Source organism: Bacteroidota bacterium, assembly GCA_016711505.1.
GTDB lineage: Bacteria > Bacteroidota > Bacteroidia > AKYH767-A > 2013-40CM-41-45 > JADKIH01.
Window position 1 is genome coordinate 258,689 of sequence record JADJSV010000018.1, and the last position, 22,295, is coordinate 280,983.

General features: G+C 38.0%; 20 protein-coding genes and 1 pseudogene. 8 read left to right on the forward strand and 13 right to left on the reverse strand.

Annotated features, from left to right (window positions below):
* The first annotated feature begins 12 nt into the window (after positions 1-12).
* Positions 13-1,827, forward strand: coding sequence for a hypothetical protein (locus IPL24_17285; protein ID MBK8365355.1), 1,815 nt, complete (start codon positions 13-15; stop codon positions 1,825-1,827).
* 113 nt (positions 1,828-1,940) lie between these two features.
* On the opposite strand, the gene IPL24_17290 is transcribed toward IPL24_17285, so the two are convergent.
* Positions 1,941-2,663, reverse strand: a complete 723-nt coding sequence (locus tag IPL24_17290; protein ID MBK8365356.1) for a glycosyltransferase family 2 protein — start codon at positions 2,661-2,663, stop codon at positions 1,941-1,943.
* 181 nt (positions 2,664-2,844) lie between these two features.
* Here IPL24_17290 and IPL24_17295 point away from each other — a divergent pair, with 181 nt between their 5' ends.
* Both IPL24_17295 and IPL24_17300 read left to right on the forward strand, forming a co-directional pair.
* Complete coding sequence (locus IPL24_17295) at positions 2,845-3,507, forward strand: CoA transferase subunit B (protein MBK8365357.1); 663 nt, start codon at positions 2,845-2,847, stop codon at positions 3,505-3,507.
* A gap of 56 nt (positions 3,508-3,563) precedes the next feature.
* A complete protein-coding gene (locus IPL24_17300) occupies positions 3,564-4,292 on the forward strand; it encodes a glycosyltransferase family 2 protein (GenBank protein ID MBK8365358.1) in 729 nt (242 codons plus the stop codon).
* A 1-nt stretch (position 4,293) separates the two neighbouring features.
* Here the strand turns inward: IPL24_17300 and IPL24_17305 are convergent, their stop codons facing one another.
* The 3 genes from IPL24_17305 to IPL24_17315 all read right to left on the reverse strand — a co-directional run bounded on the left by IPL24_17305 (position 4,294) and on the right by IPL24_17315 (position 7,814).
* Positions 4,294-5,283 (reverse strand): DUF288 domain-containing protein, encoded by a 990-nt coding sequence (locus tag IPL24_17305; GenBank protein MBK8365359.1) that lies wholly within the window; start codon positions 5,281-5,283, stop codon positions 4,294-4,296.
* A complete protein-coding gene (locus tag IPL24_17310) occupies positions 5,283-5,984 on the reverse strand; it encodes a glycosyltransferase (GenBank protein MBK8365360.1) in 702 nt (233 codons plus the stop codon). Before IPL24_17310 ends, IPL24_17305 begins: the two co-directional genes overlap by 1 nt.
* A gap of 66 nt (positions 5,985-6,050) precedes the next feature.
* Positions 6,051-7,814: an ABC transporter ATP-binding protein gene (locus IPL24_17315; GenBank protein ID MBK8365361.1), complete on the reverse strand. Its 1,764-nt coding sequence runs from the start codon at positions 7,812-7,814 to the stop codon at positions 6,051-6,053.
* Between the two features lie 89 nt (positions 7,815-7,903).
* Here IPL24_17315 and IPL24_17320 point away from each other — a divergent pair, with 89 nt between their 5' ends.
* The gene (locus IPL24_17320) at positions 7,904-8,305 is read left to right on the forward strand and encodes a hypothetical protein (GenBank protein MBK8365362.1); all 402 of its coding nucleotides are present in this window, start codon (positions 7,904-7,906) and stop codon (positions 8,303-8,305) included.
* Positions 8,306-8,437: 132 nt separating this feature from the next.
* Here IPL24_17320 and IPL24_17325 read toward each other — a convergent pair whose 3' ends face one another.
* Entirely contained in the window at positions 8,438-9,151 is a 714-nt protein-coding gene (locus IPL24_17325) for a 3'-5' exonuclease (GenBank protein MBK8365363.1), read from the reverse strand.
* A 142-nt stretch (positions 9,152-9,293) separates the two neighbouring features.
* Positions 9,294-10,442, reverse strand: coding sequence for a serine hydrolase (locus IPL24_17330; protein ID MBK8365364.1), 1,149 nt, complete (start codon positions 10,440-10,442; stop codon positions 9,294-9,296).
* A gap of 162 nt (positions 10,443-10,604) precedes the next feature.
* Between IPL24_17330 and rluF the strand changes: the two genes are divergently transcribed.
* On the forward strand, positions 10,605-11,342 hold the full coding sequence (gene rluF / locus IPL24_17335) for a 23S rRNA pseudouridine(2604) synthase RluF (GenBank protein ID MBK8365365.1): 738 nt from the start codon (positions 10,605-10,607) through the stop codon (positions 11,340-11,342).
* Between the two features lie 102 nt (positions 11,343-11,444).
* Here the strand turns inward: rluF and lipB are convergent, their stop codons facing one another.
* Genes lipB through IPL24_17355 form a run of 4 tightly spaced genes read right to left on the reverse strand, consistent with a single transcriptional unit; the run spans position 11,445 to position 13,171 of the window.
* Complete coding sequence (gene lipB, locus IPL24_17340; GenBank protein ID MBK8365366.1) at positions 11,445-12,194, reverse strand: lipoyl(octanoyl) transferase LipB; 750 nt, start codon at positions 12,192-12,194, stop codon at positions 11,445-11,447.
* Between the two features lie 40 nt (positions 12,195-12,234).
* On the reverse strand, positions 12,235-12,354 hold the full coding sequence (locus tag IPL24_17345) for a hypothetical protein (protein MBK8365367.1): 120 nt from the start codon (positions 12,352-12,354) through the stop codon (positions 12,235-12,237).
* Complete coding sequence (locus tag IPL24_17350; protein MBK8365368.1) at positions 12,300-12,794, reverse strand: hypothetical protein; 495 nt, start codon at positions 12,792-12,794, stop codon at positions 12,300-12,302. Before IPL24_17350 ends, IPL24_17345 begins: the two co-directional genes overlap by 55 nt.
* Entirely contained in the window at positions 12,791-13,171 is a 381-nt protein-coding gene (locus tag IPL24_17355) for an SIS domain-containing protein (protein MBK8365369.1), read from the reverse strand. The genes IPL24_17350 and IPL24_17355 overlap by 4 nt, the downstream gene beginning before the upstream one ends.
* A 631-nt stretch (positions 13,172-13,802) precedes the next feature.
* Between IPL24_17355 and lysS the strand changes: the two genes are divergently transcribed.
* Positions 13,803-15,320 (forward strand): lysine--tRNA ligase, encoded by a 1,518-nt coding sequence (lysS, locus tag IPL24_17360; protein MBK8365370.1) that lies wholly within the window; start codon positions 13,803-13,805, stop codon positions 15,318-15,320.
* Positions 15,321-15,502: 182 nt separating this feature from the next.
* Complete coding sequence (locus IPL24_17365) at positions 15,503-15,796, forward strand: rhodanese-like domain-containing protein (GenBank protein MBK8365371.1); 294 nt, start codon at positions 15,503-15,505, stop codon at positions 15,794-15,796.
* Between the two features lie 190 nt (positions 15,797-15,986).
* Here the strand turns inward: IPL24_17365 and IPL24_17370 are convergent, their stop codons facing one another.
* From IPL24_17370 to IPL24_17380, 3 genes and pseudogenes are all read right to left on the reverse strand, one after another.
* The gene (locus IPL24_17370) at positions 15,987-16,892 is read right to left on the reverse strand and encodes a metallophosphoesterase (GenBank protein MBK8365372.1); all 906 of its coding nucleotides are present in this window, start codon (positions 16,890-16,892) and stop codon (positions 15,987-15,989) included.
* 933 nt (positions 16,893-17,825) lie between these two features.
* Positions 17,826-19,651, reverse strand: a pseudogene (locus IPL24_17375) (ABC transporter ATP-binding protein).
* 19 nt (positions 19,652-19,670) lie between these two features.
* A complete protein-coding gene (locus IPL24_17380) occupies positions 19,671-21,323 on the reverse strand; it encodes a T9SS type A sorting domain-containing protein (protein ID MBK8365373.1) in 1,653 nt (550 codons plus the stop codon).
* Between the two features lie 250 nt (positions 21,324-21,573).
* On the opposite strand from IPL24_17380, the gene IPL24_17385 reads away from it, so the two are divergent.
* Positions 21,574-22,269, forward strand: a complete 696-nt coding sequence (locus IPL24_17385; GenBank protein MBK8365374.1) for a PorT family protein — start codon at positions 21,574-21,576, stop codon at positions 22,267-22,269.
* Positions 22,270-22,295: the final 26 nt, after the last annotated feature.

Consider the following 22,295-nt stretch of genomic DNA (forward strand, 5'->3'; position numbering starts at 1 on the left):
TTTCAAGCGTCAATGAGCGAAACTTCTTTTATTAAGAAAAAAAACCCATTTTCTTATAGTGGCTTTGCAATACTATTGGCTGTTATTTTCTGGTGGGGATTTTTTATTCACTACCGGTCATATCAAGAACAATATATTAAAAATGATGTTGTTTCTTACTACGCCTATTTACCTGCTTATTTTATTCATCACGATATATCACTGGAATTTACCAGAGAGGATCCCAATACATATGGTTCGAAATTCTGGCCCGAGCATACTGAGTCGGGAAAACTTGTTATCAAGACTACAATGGGATTGTGTTATCTCTATGCACCATTCTTTTTTGTAGCAAATGCAATTGCACCATCGCTGGGTTATGTAGCAGATGGGTTCACCCAACCATATCAAACAGCTTTAATGTTCAGTGCGTTGGTGTTTCTCATTCTTGGAATGATCTATCTGAGGAAATTTTTATTGTTATATTTTGATGACCTGACTACCGGTATCACTTTGCTTTGCCTTTATTTCAGCACTAACTGGATGTGGTATACAACCGGACAACCACTCATGTCGCATGGATATTTATTTTCTCTTACTGCAATACTCTTGTATGTAATTGTAAAATGGTACCAAGAAGCTACCTATCTGCGTTCATTTGTAATCGGACTTTTATACGGCTTGATCATTCTTATCCGGCCAACTATGATAATATTTTTAATTCCTTTCGTATTGTATGATTTTCACTCCGGGAATTTTCTTAGAGCAAGATTGAAATTATTTTTAGAACGAAAGTTTCATTTTCTCTTTATGATCCTGATTGCTTTCATGATCGGATTACCGCAACTACTTTATTGGCATAAGATCACCGGGCATTGGTTGTATTTTTCATATAATGGCGAACGTTTTTTCTGGGACAATCCGCATATCTTAGAAGGCTTAATAGGTTTCAGGAAAGGTTGGTTGATCTATTCACCAATTATGATCTTAACGATCATTGGGTTATTTGTTATGAAAGGAAAGGAAAAAGTATTTAAGCATGCAACAATAATTACTTTTCTCATCACTATTTATGTTATCTGGTCATGGTGGTCATGGTGGTACGGGGGTTCATTTGGCCAACGTCCGTTGATAGATTTTTATCCGCTCCTGGCTTTGCCCTTTGCATCTACCATACAAATGCTGAGGCTGAATTTTTCTAAACTTAAAGTTGCTGTTGCTGTAACCGGATTTCTTTTTTATGTCGGAGCAGTACAAAATATTCAATATATGATTGGATTGATACACTATGATTCAAATACTAAAGAATCATACATGAAAAATTTTCTTTCAGTAACTTACCGACCAGGTTGGGTTGAATCGTTACAGCCACCGGATTATGAAGCAGCGAAACTTGGTTTATCCTCATATGGTAAATCCGGAAAAAGGAGAATTGAATTTGATTATAAAAAATACGAAGACAAAACTTTCCCCTTGGATAAAAGTGTTTTTCTTCACAAGGATAATCCATACACACATGCGCTGGATCTTCCATACGACTATCTCAAAACACTTAATATAGACTCAATTTATATTTCTGCAAAAATATTCTGTGTCGAAACTATAAATACAAATCAATTCAGAGGCGTGTTTGCATTCAAAAATGACACAGGCTCAGTTTTTACTGTGGCCCGCGACTTTAGTGAAAATGTTTATCTGAAAGACAAAAGTTGGACAGATATCCAGGTTGGAATAAAATATGTCGATACTCTTTTTAACGTAGCAAACCAAGTCCGAATCTTCGCCAACGACGAAATCCTCCACGACATTTATTTAAAAGATTACACTATTTCTTACACGAAAAAATAATTTAATTTTATAAAATTTCACTTTTCACTTTTCACTTTTCACTTTTCACTTTTCACTTTTCACTTTTCACTTTTCACTTTTCACTTTTCACTTTTCACTTTTCACTTTTCACTTTACTTCATCTTAAACAACCCATACTTCATCAACGTCTTAAAAATCCTAAGTCCATCGATGTTGCGAAGTTTTTTTCCTTCTCCTAAATTTCTGGGAAAATAACGGACCGGAACTTCAGCGATCCAGTTTCTTTGGAATCGTCCGCACTTTAAAATTAGTTCAGCTTCAAATCCAAAACGATTTTCACGCAGATTCAATTTTTCAAAAAGACTTTTGTCAAATAATTTATATCCACATGCAACGTCAGTGATATGGACGTCAATAAAAATTGAAGCGATCAATGTAAAAAGTTTGTTGAAGAAATATCTTTTAAATGATGATTGCGGACGAATGACTCCGGGCATGTACCGTGATCCATTAATGAATGGAACTTCAAGTTCTTTTTTTGCGATTAACATAGAAGGAATATCACGTGGAGATAATTCAAGATCGGAATCCTGGATCAGAAGAACATCACCTGATGATTTGCTTGCTCCTGTTCTTACAGCTGCGCCCTTGCCACTATTAACATCATGACGAAACAGTTTTATAAATTGTCGGTTGGGTGATAGCTCAATATATTCATTGACTCTTTCGTAAGAACCATCCTTCGAACAGTCGTCGACGATAATGATCTCATAACCTTCCAGAAATGCCGGATAATTTACCTTTTGTAATTCGTCTAAGACTTTTGTAACAAGTTCTTGCTCGTTATAAAGGGGGATTATTATGCTTAATTTCATGAAATGTCGGCGCTCGGGCGCAAATATATCCAAAATCAAGGAACCTGTCAGGTTAAAGAGTCCCTATTCGGAATAATTGACTTTATTCTTGTTTTTTCTACAGATAAAATTCGGACTTCATCCGCTTTATATGGGCTAATTTTCAAATTTTATGATAATTTTGACGCGAAATCAATTGACTATGGCACTGGATAAAAATGGCATCGCCAAGCGGATCGCCCGCGAAGTGAAAGATGGATATTATGTGAATCTTGGAATCGGAATTCCGACCCTTGTTGCAAATTATATCCCTCAGGGAATGAATGTCGTTTTGCAATCAGAGAATGGTCTGTTAGGAATGGGCCCGTTTCCTTTTGAAGGTGAAGAAGACCCGGATCTGATTAATGCCGGAAAGCAAACGATCACAACAGTTCCGGGTTCTGCATTTTTTGATTCAGCAATGAGCTTCGGAATGATTCGCGCCGGTAAAGTTGACCTTACAATATTAGGTGCAATGGAAGTGAGTGAAACAGGAGATATTGCAAACTGGAAAATTCCCGGAAAGATGGTCAAAGGTATGGGTGGTGCAATGGATCTCGTCGCTGCTGCGAGAAATATCATCGTTGCTATGCAGCATGTAAATAAAGCCGGCGAATCTAAATTGCTTCCGCAATGTTCCTTGCCACTAACAGGAATTCGTTGTGTTAAAAGAATTGTAACTGAACTTGCTGTTGTAGATGTATTACCTACCGGTGGTTTCAAATTGATAGAAAGAGCTCCGGGAATCAGTACTCAGGAAGTTATTAATGCAACGGCAGGTAAGCTTATCGTTGAAGGCGATATTCCCGAAATGGTCATTAACTAAAAAGTACTTCATACAATTTAAATTTTATAAAAAAGTTTCTTACAACAAAATTTCCAATGGGCGATTCAATCAAAACTCTTAGCGTTATTATTCCTGCTTACAATGAAGGCAAAACAATTCATCGAATCCTGGAACGAGTAATTGCTGTCGATCTCCATGGAATAAAAAAGGAAATTATTATTGTCAACGATTGTTCTAAAGATAATACTTTGGAAGCTGTTCAGAATTTTATTTCATCTCACAACTATACTAACTTACGTCTTGTAAGTCATGAAGTAAACAAAGGCAAAGGTGCTGCTATTCGTACCGGTATACAATCTGCAACCGGTAACTGGGTCATTGTTCAGGATGCCGATCTTGAATACGATCCACAGGAATTTAATATTCTACTTGCGCCGATCTTAAATGGATTTGCAGATGTTGTTTATGGCTCGCGGTTTATGGGCGGCAAACCGCATCGGATATTATTCTTCTGGCATTCTATCGGAAATAAATTCCTGACATTTTTGTCGAATGTTTTTACAAATCTGAATCTGACTGACATGGAAACATGTTATAAAATGTTCCGTGCCGATTATATAAAGCAGATCAATCTGAAAGAAAACCGTTTCGGTTTTGAACCGGAAGTCACAGCTAAAATTTCAAGAATTGAAAATGTGCGTATCTATGAAGTCGGTATTTCATACTACGGACGAACTTACGCTGAAGGAAAAAAAATCGGTTGGAAAGATGGTGTTCGTACACTTTGGTGCATTATGAAATACAATATCTGGGCAAAAAAATAATTTATCGGATATCTTCACAGAAAGCTTCTACCAGTTTCATTTCTTCTTTACCTATGTAATTATTTTCAGTCATCATTTCATAACAACGAATGAGATTGACTAAAATATTTCTTTCTCCGCTTGCAAGATCAAGGTCTTCCAGTTTTTTACAAATTGTTTCATTATTCAGATAGCCGGGGATCTCATCTTCGAAATCTTTGATCAGACTATGATCATTCCGTTCCTGCCAAACCGTTGAATTATGATATAACACCGGCCAGTCGCATGTCCATGCAATTCTTTGTGCAATAAAACTTCGCCAGATATCAGTCATGCGGAATGAACAGTAAGATGGTAAATACAAAAGCGGAAACGCTTCTCTGAACCATGTTGTATTCTGACTATTAAAAGGTGACCAGGCATTTTTTCCCAGAGCAAGCGAGTTATGCTGATCAAATTTTATCGGAAGTTTCAATGTCATTCTGTAAACAGCATCAACATCAGGATTTTCATCAGCCAGACCTTGCTGGATCGGACAACTTACATTTTGAATAATTGACTTAGGTTCATTTTTATTCGGTAAGTGATGCAATGGAAATCCGCGTGGCCAGATATTTTCCTTTGAAAAAAAACTGTACACATTCACCCAACCGGAATTATTAAATACGTCGGCATTCTGAATTCTCTTTCTTTCATTCCAGAAAGTTTCATAGGGGAAATTATCGTCATCAGTTTCAATTATGACGTCATGATTTTTAGCAAGCAGATAACCTAGATTTTTTCTTGCATAATGTTTTTTCGGAAGAATTTTTGCAAGTCTGAACTCCAGCGCTTCCTGATCTTCGATAGACAGAAAACGGCAGCCATCAAGTTCAAATGTTGCCGGAGATTTTGTATCTCCGATAACAATGAAGTCAATGTTATTTGCTTTTGCACCTTGTGCATGTGCTTTCAATACTTCATTTGGGGAAGCAATTGATGTAATGATCAATGCCTTTTTTAGTATACTCATCAGATTGAAATGGAACGAAACGTTATTCTTCGCCAAAAGTAGTAAAGTAATGTTTCAATTGAATTGGTAATTGCTTTTTTTGAAACCCGTGGACTCGGGGCCTGATATTGTATTGGAATTTCTTTCGATGGATATTTCCTCAAAAGATAACGGATCTCTGTCTGATAAAAATGTGCTTTCGATTTCAATTCGTATGCTGTGAATTTTTCAACAATGTTTCTCTGAAACCCCTGATATCCGGAAGTCATATCATGCAATTTTGTTCCTAATAAAAGGTTTGATAAAATAGTACCTGTCTTTGAAAGGCTTTGTCTTTTAGCAGGAGAATCGCCCATTGAACCACCTTCTATGAACCGCGATCCGAACACACATTGCGTACCCTGATCCAGTGAATTCAGGATAATTTCTAATGAAGCCGGATCATGTGATAAACCTGCATCCATTTCAATAATAAATTCAGCATCGGAATTTTTTAATGCTTCTTTATAACCGCGGATATATGCATCAACAACATTTCTGTTTTCAGGAGCCCAGATCGTATGAAAACGTTTATCGTTTTCTGAAAGATGACGACACAATTCAAGAGTCTTGTCTTTAGAAACATTATCAACGATGAGAAAGACAGACCCACTTTTCAACATATCCAGTTCTTTCTGCAATGCGGAAATAAACGGATAAAAATCATGTTCTTCGTTGGCCATCGGTACTACAACAGCCCATTTTTTTGTCGGATTCATAGAAAGAATGAAGGCGACAAGTTAGTAAATTTATAATTGAAAAGAAGAAACCATTCCCGGAATTGCCTCTATTAAACGCTTTGTATATTCTGATTTTGGTGATTTGTATATGATTTCCGGACTGCCGATTTCTTCAATTTTTCCGCCATTCATAACAATCATTCTGTCACTCATAAATTTTACAATTGAAAGGTCATGTGAGATAAAGATGCAGGTAAAATTGAAATCGCGTTTCAGTTCATTGAGTAAATTCAAAACCTGTGCCTGAATTGAAGCATCCAGTGCAGAAACACATTCATCGCAGATTATAAATTCAGGTTGTGTTGCAAGCGCTCTTGCAATGCAAATCCTTTGCCGCTGTCCGCCACTAAATTCATGTGGATAGCGGTTGAAATGACTATCATTCAGATTCACACGATTAAGTAAATCATATACTTTCATTCTTCGGATAGTATCATTCTCAAAAAGACCATGGACTTGCATAGGTTCCATGATCGCTTTTCCAATGGTCATTTTAGGATTCAATGACGAATATGGATCCTGAAATATCATCTGAATATGCTTCCGCATTTTACGAAGTGATTGTCCTTCGAGATTTGCAAAATCTTTATTTTTGAAAATAACCTGACCCGATGTTGGTTCTATCAATCTCAGAATCGTTCGGCCGAGAGTAGTTTTACCACAGCCGGATTCTCCAACTAAACCCAGCGTTTCGCCGGGAAATACATCGAAACTTACGTCATCAACTGCTTTGATATATTCTGTTGTATTTCCGAATAAACCATTTCTAACAGGAAACCATGTACTCAGATTTTTTACCTGCAGAATTGGAGGTTGTGAAAATAATTTTTGACGTTGAATTTCGATTTCATTTTCGCTGACCTCAAGATTTTTTAAAGTGTCATTCACAAAAGTTTTAATTTCAGAAAAACTTCCGTCATTGTTTTCTTTCATAAAATCTGACAAAGTCGGCAAGCGGTATAAGCGTTTGTTCAACGGCGGACGACAAGCTAAAAGCGCTTTTGTATAAGCATGTTTTGGATCACTTAATATTTCGGCAGTAGTTCCACTTTCTACAATTTTTCCTTTGTACATTACAACTATACGATCTGCGATTTCTGAAATCACAGCAAGATCATGAGAGATAAAGATCATGCTCATGTTATATTCCGACTTTAACTGTTGCAACAGTTCCAGAATTTTTTTCTGTACTGTAACATCCAATGCAGTTGTCGGTTCGTCAGCAATCAAAATAGCAGGATCACAACTGATAGCCATGGCAATCATTACTCTTTGCTTTTGCCCGCCTGATAGTTCATGCGGATAAGCATCAAAGATCTTTTCGGCACGTGGCAATTTTACTTTTTCGAAAAGTTGAATAGTCCGCTGCTTTGCTTCTGACCTGGATAAATTTTTATGGATGATGAGTGCTTCAGCAACTTGTTTGCCACAGGAAATTACAGGATTGAGAGAAGTCATTGGCTCCTGAAAGATCATTGAGATCTCATTGCCGCGGAAATTTTCCAACTCTCTCTCAGAAATTTGAAGTAAGTCCACGGCCTGTTTATCTCTACCGAAAAAATCAATTTTCCCGGCTGTGATCGACCCATTATTGGAAAGCAGCCGCATGATTGAAAGTGCAGTAACAGATTTCCCCGATCCGGATTCTCCAACAATGCCAATCGTTTCGCTCCGGTTTATAGAAAAGCCAATATCATTGACAGCGACAACATCTCCTGCTTCAGTGGTGAATTTTGTACTCAGATTCCGGATTTCAAGTAATGGCGAGCTCATCGAATGTAAAAATAAGATAGTCTCGTTAATTATAATTGGTATAGGATTTTATTAATTAACAATTCCTAAAAACATTATCTTTACAGCCTATGCTAAAAGACATTCCGCAATTGATCGTTGAGAACATTGTAGTTGCAGTGGTCCGCGAAGAAGAAGAAGGCGAACAAGTTTGGAACGTGTACATAATCAATCTCTATGATAAAGAAATTGCCAGCGTACTGGTAAGTTCTGTTGGCTATGGTCAGTTTGAAGGAAGAGAAGTAAAAACAAGTGTCCTCAGACATTTAATCGGCGACATTTCTTCGAATGACTATGGAAAGATTGAACCAATTATGGAAAACTTATTTGGTCTCAGCAATGAATTCTGGGTCAGCTTTCATATGAACGGACATATGTACGACAAGAAATATATTTTTCTGCCGGAGACAATTAAAGAAGAATATTTTGTGAATATACCGGTGATTAACCGTGCTGGGGTGATGATCCGATAAAAACCGGGAAAATTTTAACACTGAGGGCACTAAGTTCACAAGAAAGACCACTAAGTATTCCGTGTTCTTATTGTGAACTTAGTGCCCTCAGTGTTTATATTTTTCAGACAAACAAGATCACTAAGTTTATAATTAAATTAAAAGTTCCTTATTCACCAAAGGAAAACTCACTCTCTCCACCTGAGCAATTCGCATAAAGATTTCACATAACGTCCGGACATCCTTTTTACAGTATGTTACAATTCTTTCCAGATCATTTTTTAACCAATAAGTTTCTCTAACCATACTTCCATCAAGATCATCCTTAGGAGTGGTAATATTAAAGACAGCGGCGAGCAAGTCAAGTGAAGTATACGATTTGTAATCACCGAATTTCCAAAGCTCCATTGTATCAAGATGCCTTACTTCCCAGGGCTTTTTTCCTGCTATTTCAAGCATCGATGGAAGTGAGATTCCATGTATGAGCATCCTGCGACTGATATAGGGAAAATCAAATTCCTTTCCATTGTGTGCGCAAAGAACTTTTGTATTCAGATAAAATTTGGAACTGATCAATTCTTTGAAAGAAATTAAAATTGCTTTCTCATCATGCCCATAAAATTCTGTTTCATTATAGACCTGATCGTTGTCGAAGTATCCGCAACAAATGCAGACGATTTTTCCAAACTCTGAATAAATACCTGCACGGTCGTAGAACTCATATGGCATTTTATCCTCCTTAAAGTTCTCGCATTTCTTGTCCCACAATTTTTTCATCCTTGGAGGAACATCAGCATAGTCACCATATTGAGGGACAGTTTCAATATCGATAAATAAAATATTCTGGATAACGGGTAGTGAATTCATCTGACAAAGATAAATTCATCGTAAGGGATTTGAAACCAATATATGATGGAACTTAAAATAGGAATTGTAAATTGGTTTGAAGGTTTGAAAGTTAACAGGTTTGCAGGTTCCGAACCTGAAACCTGCGAACCTGTAAACAATTTTACTCCAACGCTCCATCCAGATAAGCAAAAAGATCATCATAATGATTCCCCACTTTCTGTCCGCGCTTATGGCCTAAGCGTACCATAATGATTTGCTCATCCGGTATCACTGCAATATACTGTCCTAAAATTCCTCTTGCGTAGTATACTTTATGACCCTTGTGATCCATCATCCACCATTGCAGACCATAATAATCTGTAGACGCACCAAACTGATCCTTGATCATGTTTGGAGTGAGCATTTCATTTAAAAATTCTTTAGACACAATTTGTTTTCCTTCCCATCTGCCACTATCTAAAACAAGTTTCCCGACTTTTGCAAAATCTCTTGCGCTTGAATAGAAACAACAATACGATTTCTCTATACCATCATTATGATCGAGCGACCAGTATGCTGGTTGAGTTGCATGGATCGGCTTCCATAATTTTTCCGAAGCGAATTCTGAAATTGATTTTCCTGTAGTCTTGTTGATGATCAACGAAAGTAAAACAGTATTGCAACTCATATATTCGAAAACGGTTCCGGGGTCTTTGATGACTTTTAATTTCAATACCTGATGTTTCAGGTCATCGCCATAATATGCTTCTGTTGTTTTTGAAAATAAACTACTGTACGATTCATCCCAGTTAAGTCCGGAACTCATTTGCAGAAGATGCCGGATCTTCAAGGTTCCATTTCTCCCTTCAGAAAATTCAGGCAAATACTTTCCAACAGAATCGTCAAGTGAAAAATATCCTTCGTCATGGGCAATACCTGTTAGTAATCCAACAATACTTTTTGCAACTGAAAATGAATTACTCAATGTATTTGCTGAAGCATGATCCCAATATTCTTCATGAACAATTGAATCATTTTTAATTACCAGATATGCTACACTCTCATTTGCAGTTAAGGTTGCTTCAGTATTTTCATTCAATTTGGTTTTATTATACGATGTGGATAAGGTCCATGGAATACCGGCACTATCTGTTACCGTTCTTGTGTCAAACAAATTGATATCATCAATATCCGGATAAGTGTAAATAAGTGTTTTATAAATGAAAGTGTAACCGGAGATCCAGATTGCAATCATCGTACTCACCAGGATAATAAAAAATCCCCAGATGATCTTCGCCCAAAAAGGATTGCGCTTTTTTGTTTTGTTCATAGTCGCAAAATACTACTAAAATGATTGAATTTACCTTGAAAGGATTGTAAGTTTTAACATGTTGTTGTGTAATTCCATCGACCATATATTGTTTAAACTTTAAACAAAAAAATACTCAACGACCCTACTAAAAAGAAAGTAAATTTCCCTACTTTCGCAACAATGACAAGGCTAAATAAGTTTCTAAGCGAATCAGGTTTCTGCTCCCGTCGTGAAGCGGATCGGATGATCGAGCAAGGACGTATACGTGTGAATGGAGCTATTCCTGAACTTGGGACTAAAGTTACAAGTGAAGATGAGATCACTGTCGATGGAAAACCATTGAATGCAAAACCGGAACTCGTTTATCTGGCTTTCAATAAACCAGTTGGGATTACGTGCACGACGGATACGCATATAAAAGATAATATTGTCGATTTCTTAAACTACCCTTCGAGAATTTTTCCAATCGGTCGTCTCGATAAACCTTCTGAAGGATTGATCTTTCTTACTAATGATGGTGATATCGTAAACAAAATTCTTCGCGCTGGAAATAATCATGAGAAGGAATATATCGTTACTGTCGATAGACCGATCTCTGCTGATTTTATCAGGCTGATGTCAGAAGGAATTCCAATCCTTGATACAGTAACGAAAAAATGTTTTGTGAAAATGGAAAGCAAATTTGTTTTCCGGATCATACTTACTCAGGGTCTGAACAGACAGATCCGGAGAATGTGTGAAGCACTGAATTACGAAGTGACAAAACTAAAACGCATCCGGATAATGAACGTTTCTCTTGATGGAATAAAAACAGGGGAGTGGCGGTATCTTACTGCTGAAGAAATGGAAACGATCAATACAATGGTTGCGACTTCTAGTAAGACGGAAGAGGCGTCGCTTTTCGGAATGGATGATTAGAAAAAATTGTTTTTAACACTAAGTATTAAAATTCAGCACAAGTGCACAAGTGATGCTACTAACATAAGTGTTCTTGTGACGAATTTTAGTGAACTTAGTGTTTTATTTTAATCCCATTTGAAAAAGTAATCCAATATTTTTTCTGAGTTTCAATTTCACTTCTTCAATATCAACTTTTCTTCCCAACTCTTTTTCCATCGATGTCACCTGCTTATCCGTAATCCCGCAGGGAATAATGTAGTTGAAATAATTCAAATCAGTATTTACATTGAATGCAAAACCATGCATTGTTACCCATCTTGAACAACGGACACCAAGAGCACAGATCTTTCTCGCGCGGATTTTATCTTCCGGATCAAGCCATACACCTGTCAATCCTGCAATTCTGCCGGCTTCAATTCCGTAATCTTTCAGAGTGAGAATTACTGCTTCTTCTAAAAATCTTAAATACTTATGAATGTCGGTGAAGAAAAAATCAAGATCTAAAATCGGATAACCTACAATTTGTCCCGGACCGTGATAGGTAATATCGCCACCACGATTGTTTTTGTAAAATGTTGCCTGTACAGATGGAAGATCATTTTCTTTGATGACCAGATTTGCTTCATCACCACTTCTTCCAAGTGTGAAAACATGCGGATGCTCACAGAAAAGCAAATAATGTTTTGGAGATTCCTGTTCTTCAACAGGAAGTTTTCTGTTGTTTACTTTTCTGTCAATAACTTCCTGAAACAACTTCTCCTGATAATCCCACGCTTCCTTGTAATCTATTAAACCAAGATCACGGAAAATGACAGCGCGATTTTGCTGATCTTCCGTGATCGTAGTTAATGAATTTAAAATTTCACTCATTATATTTTCGACAATTCACCTTTCAGGTGATTGATGATGTTTACTTCCGTTGCATCAATTTGTTTTTCTCAGCAAGCAAAACAGAAACCCAGTCAGTAAGATGAATCAGATAGATACTTCTTTCAACCTGCGATTTTCCTTTTGAATAACACTCACGCACATTCGCGTATTTTGAAAAAACATTTTGCTGATCTCTATTCTTGATTGTGTTCTTGCATAATCATTGTCACTGCGAAGAATGATAACAGCAAGGTCTTCGTGCTTTTCAGTCCAGCCGACAAGTTCGTTGTGATTCATCTCCGGCAAAACATGATGCCAGCAAAGCATTTTCGAATTCTCATTGATCTGCTGACGGAAACGTGTTGCAACACCGTTATATCCATCTACTGCATAGATGACAGGAATTTTATTCATGAAAAATTCTGTAAGCGAATTCGCTTCTTTCAGAATAGCTGATTTTTCATTTTCTATTAATTCAATTGAAGTCTTTAATTCATCGATGATATGCTTTCCTGCAAAACCTCCTGCAACAAAAACGTAGAACAACTGCGTCAGTGAATATCCAAGACATGCACGTGGCGGTAATCCACCGGGAATCATAATGTGGTCCAGATTTTTGCTTTTGCAATCTCGGCAACTTTTCCACCTGAAGTGATGCAAACAATTTTGGCATTTTTCTGCATTGCCAGTTCCATTGCCTGCAACGTTTCTTCCGTATTTCCGGAATAGGAGCAAACGATCACTAACGTCTCATCATTTACAAATGCCGGTACGAAATAATCTTTATTGACAGTAATAGGAACTTTGCATTCATTGAAAACTATTTCAGCAACGATCGTTCCGCCAATACCTGACCCGCCAAGACCTGTGATCAGAATATTCCGGATCTCTTTTGCAGGCTTTGTCATTGAAAATTTCTCACCAATTCCAATCGCCTCTTTAAGCTGCCCCGGAAACTGGTCTACCAGTGATTTCATATCGCTCATATTGTTCTTTTATTTATTTGTAAAAATACACTTTTGAATTTGACCTTCGAAATTTTGAACCTGAAATCATGAAAAAACTCAGGAAACAGGCATTCGTACGGTAAATTTGTTTCATGGTTCATTAAATATTGAAAATAATGCCATATCCCCATGTTCTCAGATGTATCACATTCGAAAAAAATCCAAATCAACCATAATCCCAGATGCACATTTCGAATAAACCAGATCAGCCATGTTCCTAGATGCACATTTCGAATAAACCAATCCGCTATGATCCCAGAGGATCAAATATCGTAGAAAACGGCATTGCCGTTCGAATCGATCCCGGAGGATCGTATATGATTTGGAACGACAATGGATTTTGTTAAAATCGACATTTCCATTGCATTGATTTATATGACCCCGCTGGGGTCATGGTGTTTCGCATTTTTATTTTTCTACCGATATGTGATCCCTCTGGGATCATGAGTGATTTGATTTTCTATCAAGACATGAAGGATCTCTGCGGATTTTCTGCGCATTCTGCGCAACTCTGCGGGAAAGAATTCTGGTAGTAATTACTCCTCAGACTTTCAAATACTTCAACCGAAATTTTATCTTTGCACCACGAAATACACAATTTATGGAATTGAATGAACAGGAATTGATCCGCCGCCAGAAACTGGAGGAATTGCAACAACACAATATCAACCCGTATCCGGCTGAACTATGGCCGATAACACATACTTCCAAGGAAATGCTTGAAGGCTTCGGTACAAATCCAGATGCCTACAGAGAAGTTTCTTTCGCAGGAAGAGTGATGAGCATTCGCGATATGGGCAAAGCTGCCTTCGGAGTTTTGCAAGACAGCATTGGCCGGATCCAGATCTATGTGAAACGTGATGATATTTGTCCGGGCGATGATAAATCGGATTACGATTTTCTTTTTAAGAAAATGCTCGACATGGGCGATATCATTGGTGTGAAAGGATATGTGTTCGTTACAAAAATGGGCGAGACAAGTATTCATGTTCAGAGTTTCAAACTTCTGAGCAAAGCGCTTCGTCCGCTTCCTGTTGTGAAGAAAGATGCTGATGGAAATATTCATGATGCATTCAGCGATCCTGAAATGAGATATCGTCAGCGGTATGTCGATCTTATCGTGAATCCTCAGGTTCGTGAAGCATTTCTAAAACGTTCGAAGCTTACTAATTCTATGCGTGCTTTCCTGAATGAGAAAGGCTACATGGAAGTTGAAACTCCGATTCTTCAGCCGCTTTATGGGGGTGCTGCTGCGCGTCCGTTCAAGACGCATCACAATACTTTAGATATGACTTTATATCTAAGGATTGCAAATGAATTATATCTGAAACGACTGATCGTTGGCGGATTCGATGGCGTATATGAATTTGCAAAAGATTTCCGCAACGAAGGAATGAGTCGTTTTCATAATCCGGAATTTACGCAGGTAGAATTGTATGTTGCATACAAAGATTACGAATGGATGATGAACTTAGTTGAAGAAATGGTCGAGCGTGTTGCTATCGATACCAATGGCACAACAGAGATTCAGGTTGGTGAACATATCATCAGTTTCAAACGTCCATGGAAACGATTTACAATGTATGAAGCGATTGCACATTTTACAGGAATCGATATTACTGAGATGGACGAAATTGCTCTTGCTACTACAGCGAAGGGTCTTGGTATTCATGTCGACAATACAATGGGCCGCGGAAAAATGATCGATGAAATTTTCGGTGAGCATTGCGAAGGAAAATTAATTCAACCGACATTCATAACGGATTATCCTGTGGAAATGTCGCCGCTTGCAAAAAAGCATCGTTCAAAACCCGGACTGGTAGAGCGTTTCGAAGCTATCTGTAATGGCAAAGAAATTTGCAATGCCTTTTCTGAATTAAATGATCCTATCGATCAACGTATGCGTTTCGAAGAGCAAAATGAATTAGGAAAACGTGGTGATGAAGAAGCAATGCAACTCGATGAAGATTTTCTCCGTGCACTGGAATTCGGTATGCCACCGACAGCTGGATTGGGAATTGGAATCGATCGTTTAGCTATGGTGATGACGAATTCTGCTTCAATTCAGGATGTGTTGTTTTTCCCGCAGATGAGACCGGAGCGTGTGGAGCAGGATTGATTTGACTATAGACTTACTTTTAAACTTACTCTTAAACTAAATTTACACTTAATGTAACTTTAGTCACAGTCAGTTAAGAATATAAACAGTAATTTTGCAGTATAAATCAAAGCCATCCTGTTATCTAAAGATAATAGGAGTAGACACTTTAAAATAACACGGGACAGCGTCCCTAGCCTCTCATGAAAAAACTAGCTATCTTATTCCTCATTGCATTTGTTCAATTCGCTTGCGGACAAAACACTGCAACAACAATTACTCCTGAAAATTTCAAAAAGGAAATTGAAGATTCAACAGTTGTTGTTCTTGATGTAAGGACTCCTGTAGAATATTCAGAAGGCCATATTGCAAATTCGGTTAACATCGATTATAACGCTGATGATTTTGCCTCACGTCTCGATGGTCTTGACAAAAACAAAAAGTATGAAGTGTATTGCCGTAGTGGAAAACGCGCAGTGCAGCCGCTTCAAAATTAATGGAAGAAAAAGGATTTAAGAATGTTCATGATCTGCAAGGCGGGATTCTTAAATGGGAATCGATGGGGTACCCTACAGTAAAATAAAACACAAGAACACTAAGTTCACAATAAGAGCACGGAATTATTCTGTGAAACAAAATCCGTGCTCTTATTGTGAACTTAGTGTTCTTGTGTTTACCCCTTTCCTTTTACACGGAAATTAATTTGGAATTATCCAACACCTTCTCCCCATCATACTTATAAGCCACCATCGGCCCTTCCTTAGCAACAGAATAATCCAAACAACAAATATTATTTCTTAAAATTTTCGGTTTTCCTTCGAGTGCATAATGTCCGAAGAAGACAGGTTTGTATTCTTCTTTATATCTGCTCGCACTTAATTGTTCTCCACCTATCACAGCATCATCCTTTAGTCCCGGTAATGGATCAATACATAATTCCTTAAAAGTAGAATGATGAGCATCCACCCACCATTTCACACGAATGGAAGTATGATCCCCATATTTATCTGAAAACCGTTCTGACAATGGAAGCACAAGATCTTTTCCTTTCAATGTAATTTCAAATGCATTAAATGCTGGTAAATCCTCATTTGTAGAATCAGTGATCAATTGATGATCCAGTTTATGTGCAGTTAAACTTTTAAAAAAATTTATCTGCTCTTCATCCCAGCAAGCATGTACAACACGGAAATTTTCATTTTCGAAAAATAATGGAAGAGTCTTGAACCAGTTGATAGTTTCATCATAACCATCCTGATCATGTTCAAATTGCTTTATTGTTTTATAATGCTGAAGAATATTTTTAATGGTATGCTTTCTTAAATATCCGCCTTTTTCTTTTTTGGTATGAAAACAGATTGCATGGTATTCATGATTTCCCATCAATGCAATTGCATTTTTACTCTCCACCATGTTGCGCACGATCTCCAGGGTTTCGGGAATCTTCGGACCACGATTGATATAATCACCTACAAAAATTACTTTCCGCTCTGAATGAGAAAATTCCTTTTTCTTCTTTGAATAACCCAGTTTCTTAAGTAACTCTTCCAGTTTATCTGCGTGGCCATGAATATCGCCTATGATGTCGTACATGTTTCTTTGTTGTAATTTGTAATTCGATTGTTTGGTAAATGTAAGTGTATTTTGAGACTAAACGAATGGCAACGTATTATTAAATTAAGTTTGGCGATTTATGAATTGGAAAATTTGAGCTCTCAAATTTTATAATGATGTTAGAAATGTTTTGCAATGTTGAAACAGATCGACCATATCACAGGTCGCCCCTACGGGGCTATTAAACGCGGGTGTATTGTTTTTTCTATAAACAGGTCGCCCCTCTGGGGCTAACTGTTCTACTAAAATGACAAATGTAATCAGGATGAATTATCTGGAAATACTGTCGCATCCTTCTTCTTGCTGCAAGCCCCGTCAGGGGCGACCTGTTTGTAGCCCGAAACATACCCATAACGAATTAGCCCCGTAGGGGCGACCTGTGATTTAATGTAATCTGAAATCATAGGAAGAATGATTTTTCTAGAATGTAAAATTGGCATTTAATAATAGGAAAGAATCAATCATATCACAGGTCGCCCCTACGGGGCTATTGAACGTGGGTCTCTTGTTTTTCTACAAACAGGTTGCCCCTCTGGGGCTATCAGTAATTTTCTTTTGTGATCTTTTGCTTTGAACTTATTTTTTATTTAAAAAATTAACCACATGGTATCAGACATAAAATTTTTAATCTGTTAGCTCATTAATAAACGCAAATACCTCAACATAACGAATTAGCCCCGTCAGGGGCGACCTGTTTGTAGAACGAAACATACCCATAACGTATTAGCCCCGTAGGGGCGACCTGTGAATTGATGGATTGTTTAATTGGAATACATTGCCAAAATCGAAATAATAGAAGTACCACCAAAAATTAAATTCAAAAATTTGTAATTACAGATTGAAAAGGAATGTGAAAAGTGCAAATTCTTATGAAAACGATTTATTTCTTTTTTCTTTTAATTTTTAACTTCCTTAAACAAACGCCTGCAATTCATACAACTGCTTATATACCCCCGCTTTCTCCAACAACTGCAAATGCGTACCGCGTTCAATGATCTCACCTTGCTGCATCACAATGATCTCGTCAGCATGTTTGATCGTCGAAAGTCTATGCGCAACAACAAGCGTCGTTCTGTTCTTCATCAGATTCGTGATGGCATCCTGAACTAAACGTTCGCTTTCTGTATCAAGCGCAGATGTTGCTTCATCTAAAATAAGTATCGGCGGATTTTTCAGAATGGCGCGTGCTATACTGATGCGCTGACGTTGTCCACCGCTCAATCTTCCGCCGCGGTCACCGACATTCGTCTGATAACCTTCTGTCATCTGCATAATGAAATCGTGTGCATTTGCGATCTTCGCTGCATTCTCAACATCAGCAACACTGATGTTGTCAAGACCGAATGCAATGTTGTTGAAAATTGTATCGTTGAATAAAATACTTTCCTGATTCACAATTCCCATGTTACCGCGAAGATCATTCAGTTTGTAGCTGTTGATGTTTTCACCATCGATGAGAATTTCACCATGCTCCAGATCATAGAATCGCGGAAGCAGATCGACAAGCGTTGTCTTTCCGGAACCTGATTGTCCTACGAGTGCAATCGTTTTTCCTTTTTCGATTTTGAGATCGATGTTTTTCAGAACCCATCCTGATCCGCCTTTGTGATAAGCGAATGAAACATTTCTGTATTCAATTGCATGATTGAAATCTGCAAGTTGGATAGCATGTTCTTTATCAGCTATCGTAATTTCTGCATCCAGAATTTTATTGATACGTTCAACACTTGCCAGTCCGCGCTGAACATTTGAATACGCTTCACTGAACGATTTCGCAGGCGGGATCAATTGCGAGAAGATCACAATGAAATAAATGAACACACTCGGTTCAAGATTTACCGCCTGATCCAGTACGAGTTTGCCACCGAAGAAGATCACGATCACCATTACAACAGCGCCAAGAAATTCACTCAACGGTGAAGTAAGATCCCGTTTGCGATAGAGACGGATCATCAGTCTTCTGTATTCGTCATTCAGCTTGTAGAATTTTTTCTGAAAGAATGATTCTGCTGTGAAAGCTTTTACTATGCGCAGACCAGAAAGCGTTTCTTCAATTGCAGAAAGTAAAACTCCCATCTTCGCCTGACTTTTTGAAGAAGTTCGTCTAAGACTTTTTCCGATTTGTCCAATGAGTAAACCAGCTATTGGTAACAGGATGAATACAAACAGGGATAACTGCGGACTTATGATCACCATCGTTGCCAGATAAAGTGCAACAGTAAATGGTTCGCGGAAGATCACTTCCAGTGATTGCATGATACTCCATTCGATCTCCTGCACATCACTGGTCATGCGCGACATGAGATCACCTTTTTTTTCTTCGGAGAAATAGGTAAGAGGAAGAAATAAAACTTTGTTGTACATTTTATTTCTGAGATCACGCACAACACCATTACGGATCGGCGAAATAAAATACATAGCGAGATAACGGAAAAGATTTTTCAGGAAAAACAAAATAATGATAAGCACACAGATATAAGTAAGCGCCGGAATTTTTCCGTTTTCTATAATGTACTGACTTAAATAGTAATTGAAATTGGCAAGTGCAGCATTAACAGAAAATGTCCACTCCACTTTAGCATAGACTTGTTCCTTTCCGAAGAGCACATTCATAAAAGGAATGACCATCGTCAGTGAAAAAAGCGAGAACACCACCGAAAGCATATTGAAGAATATGTTCAAAAGGCAAAACCTTTATACGACTTCACATAGCGCAGCAGGCGCAGGTAGTTTTTCATTGGGGGCAAAGATATTCTTTTATTCTTTTACTATCCTCAAAGTTTGCTCCTGATTTGAACCTGTTTTTAACGTATAAATTCCACTGGCAATGTTCTCAAGATTGATGGTCGTATTTTCAGTTACTAATTCACCACTTAAAACTGCTTTAGATGTAATATCATAAATTGTATAGGTCTCGCCAACAAGTCTGCTGCTGATTTTCAATTCGACAAAGTTCATTGCAGGGTTTGGATAAGCAACTATTATATCAATAGCATTTTCTACAACAGAAGTTTGAACAGGAGATTGATATACCGCACAGAAATGGTTTGAAGCAGTAGCGTTTAAAATTAATGTTCCCGATGTCGGATCCATATCGGTGTTATCTGAAATTAATCCTGTCGTTGCGAAAGAATTATTCGGAAAGCTATGAATAGAATTAAATCTACCAAAACCATCAATTGTAAAACCACTTTGTGTGATACCGGTTGAATTGAGTTTTATATAGAACGGACTGAACGAAGAAGATGCTGATAAAATTGTACTGTTACCAAAATCAATTGTTCCTGCCAGATTCCCGACAGCAGCAATATCGGCTCCATAGAAGTCAAGACTGAAATTCCCAAACGAACATTCACCTTCATACGTTTGTACCCAGATGAAATTTAGGAACCGGTCATATTTAGCTATAAAACCATCCTGAAACATTGCCGAGGAAGACGTTCTGAATACCACATTTGAGCCCGGATCAAAATCAACCATACCGCCATATGTTCCTGCAACATAAATTTCTCCGGTTGATTTATCAGTCAACAATGACTGCGGATTAACACGTGCACCGGCAGGGAAATCTCCAATGGTCATTTCGCTACTTCTGCTACCGGCATTATCGAATGCAGTTAAGGTTAGTTTGTAATATCCAACTGTTGCCATAAACACATTACCGCCGATATCGCTTTCAAGACTATTGTTTAGAATGCAATAGGATGTTGTGTTGGAAATATTGTTATTCCAGACATAGTTTCCGTTATTATCATAGCAGATTACATTCCCATTTCCACCGATGTTGTAATGAACTGCAACTCCCGGATCAACATCAATAGTTCCGTTGGGATTAGCGGCGATCACAATATTATCGTTTGGAAGAATGGTCATTGCCTGCGCAACGATATCGCTTGTGGTCGGATCACCAATGCTGAACGCCCATTGGTATGATCCCGATGGATCATATTTAGCTACGAAATAATCAGTGTAAGTAGGGAAATGGCTTCGCAAAGTATCAACACCTGCATCAGAGAAATCGAAATCGATCAGTCCGGTAAAATTTCCAACAACAACAATTTCATTTGCCGAATTCACTTTCAGTCCGACGAATTCGAACAGACCAATTTGTGAGTTGTTCTGAAAGTAATGGATCCAGATCAAATTGCCTGAAGAATCAGTTTTTGAAATGTAGTAATTGTAAGTCGCTGTACTGAATGAAGTATCTGCCGGATCAGCACCCGGATCCATATCAGCATTTCCCAAAAGTATTCCTGTTACGATAAGATTCCCCGAGTGATCAGTCGTTGAGTTGTAAATTGTGTTATACGTTTGCACAGCTCCGACAGGAATGTATGCCCATTGACAAGAAGGTTGGGCGAAAACGATTGAGTTTATTAAAAGTACTGCAAGGGTCAGGAGCTTTTTCATGATAAAAAGGGTTTGGTTTTAAATCAAATATAATAATTTGTCTGAATATACTCCCGCCTCGCCTTTAAGAATGAAATTAAAGTAAAAACGAGCCAATTCCATCACAAATTCAGGTTCTTAAATCCAGCCCGTTGTTGAATTATAATTTTTGCCATCACAATCCGTTTCCTAAATTTGTTGAAATAACAAACGATTGCCCAATCACTCAACGAATACCACACCTAAAACACTTTAATCCAAAAAATCCCCAATGAAAAAACTCCTCTCCATATTTCTTTTTACTTTCTTCATAGCAAATGCGAACGCCCAATTCTACTTCGGCCCCCAAGCCGGCATAGGAGTAGCCACCTTAAACGAAACCGAATTCAACGTCAACAGTAAGTTCGCGTATCACGGCGGATTGATGTTCAACATACCATTTACGCATCATTTGTCTGTGATGACAGGCGCTTTGTATTCATCGAAAGGCTTCAAGTATGATTATGTAACCGCTACACGCTCGACAGTACAAAATGGACAAGCAGTTGATTCGGTTTTGATTGATGTTGGGATCAAAGGTGATGCAACACTCGGTTATCTCGACATTCCAATCATGCTTACTCTTTACTTCGGCGACCAGGGCGGCTTCTTCATTCAGGCCGGACCACAATATTCGTATTTGCTTACAAGCACAGCAACTCTTACCACTTCCACAACCTATAGTGTCGTAAGCGGAACCTCAACACCTCCCGCACCCGCTCAGACTGAAACCAACCTTGAATTCAACAAATCGGATCTTGCATTGGTAGGCGGTATTGGTTACAAGCTTCCATCATTCCTTCTCGTGTATGCACGAGCGACTACCGGCTTTATGAAAGTGATCGATGATAAATTTGCTTCGGATGAGAATGCGGGGAAGAATTTTGTGATTGAGGTGGGGGTGGGGTTGACGTTGGGTGGGAAGTGAAAAACGTAGGCATATTTCTTTAATTA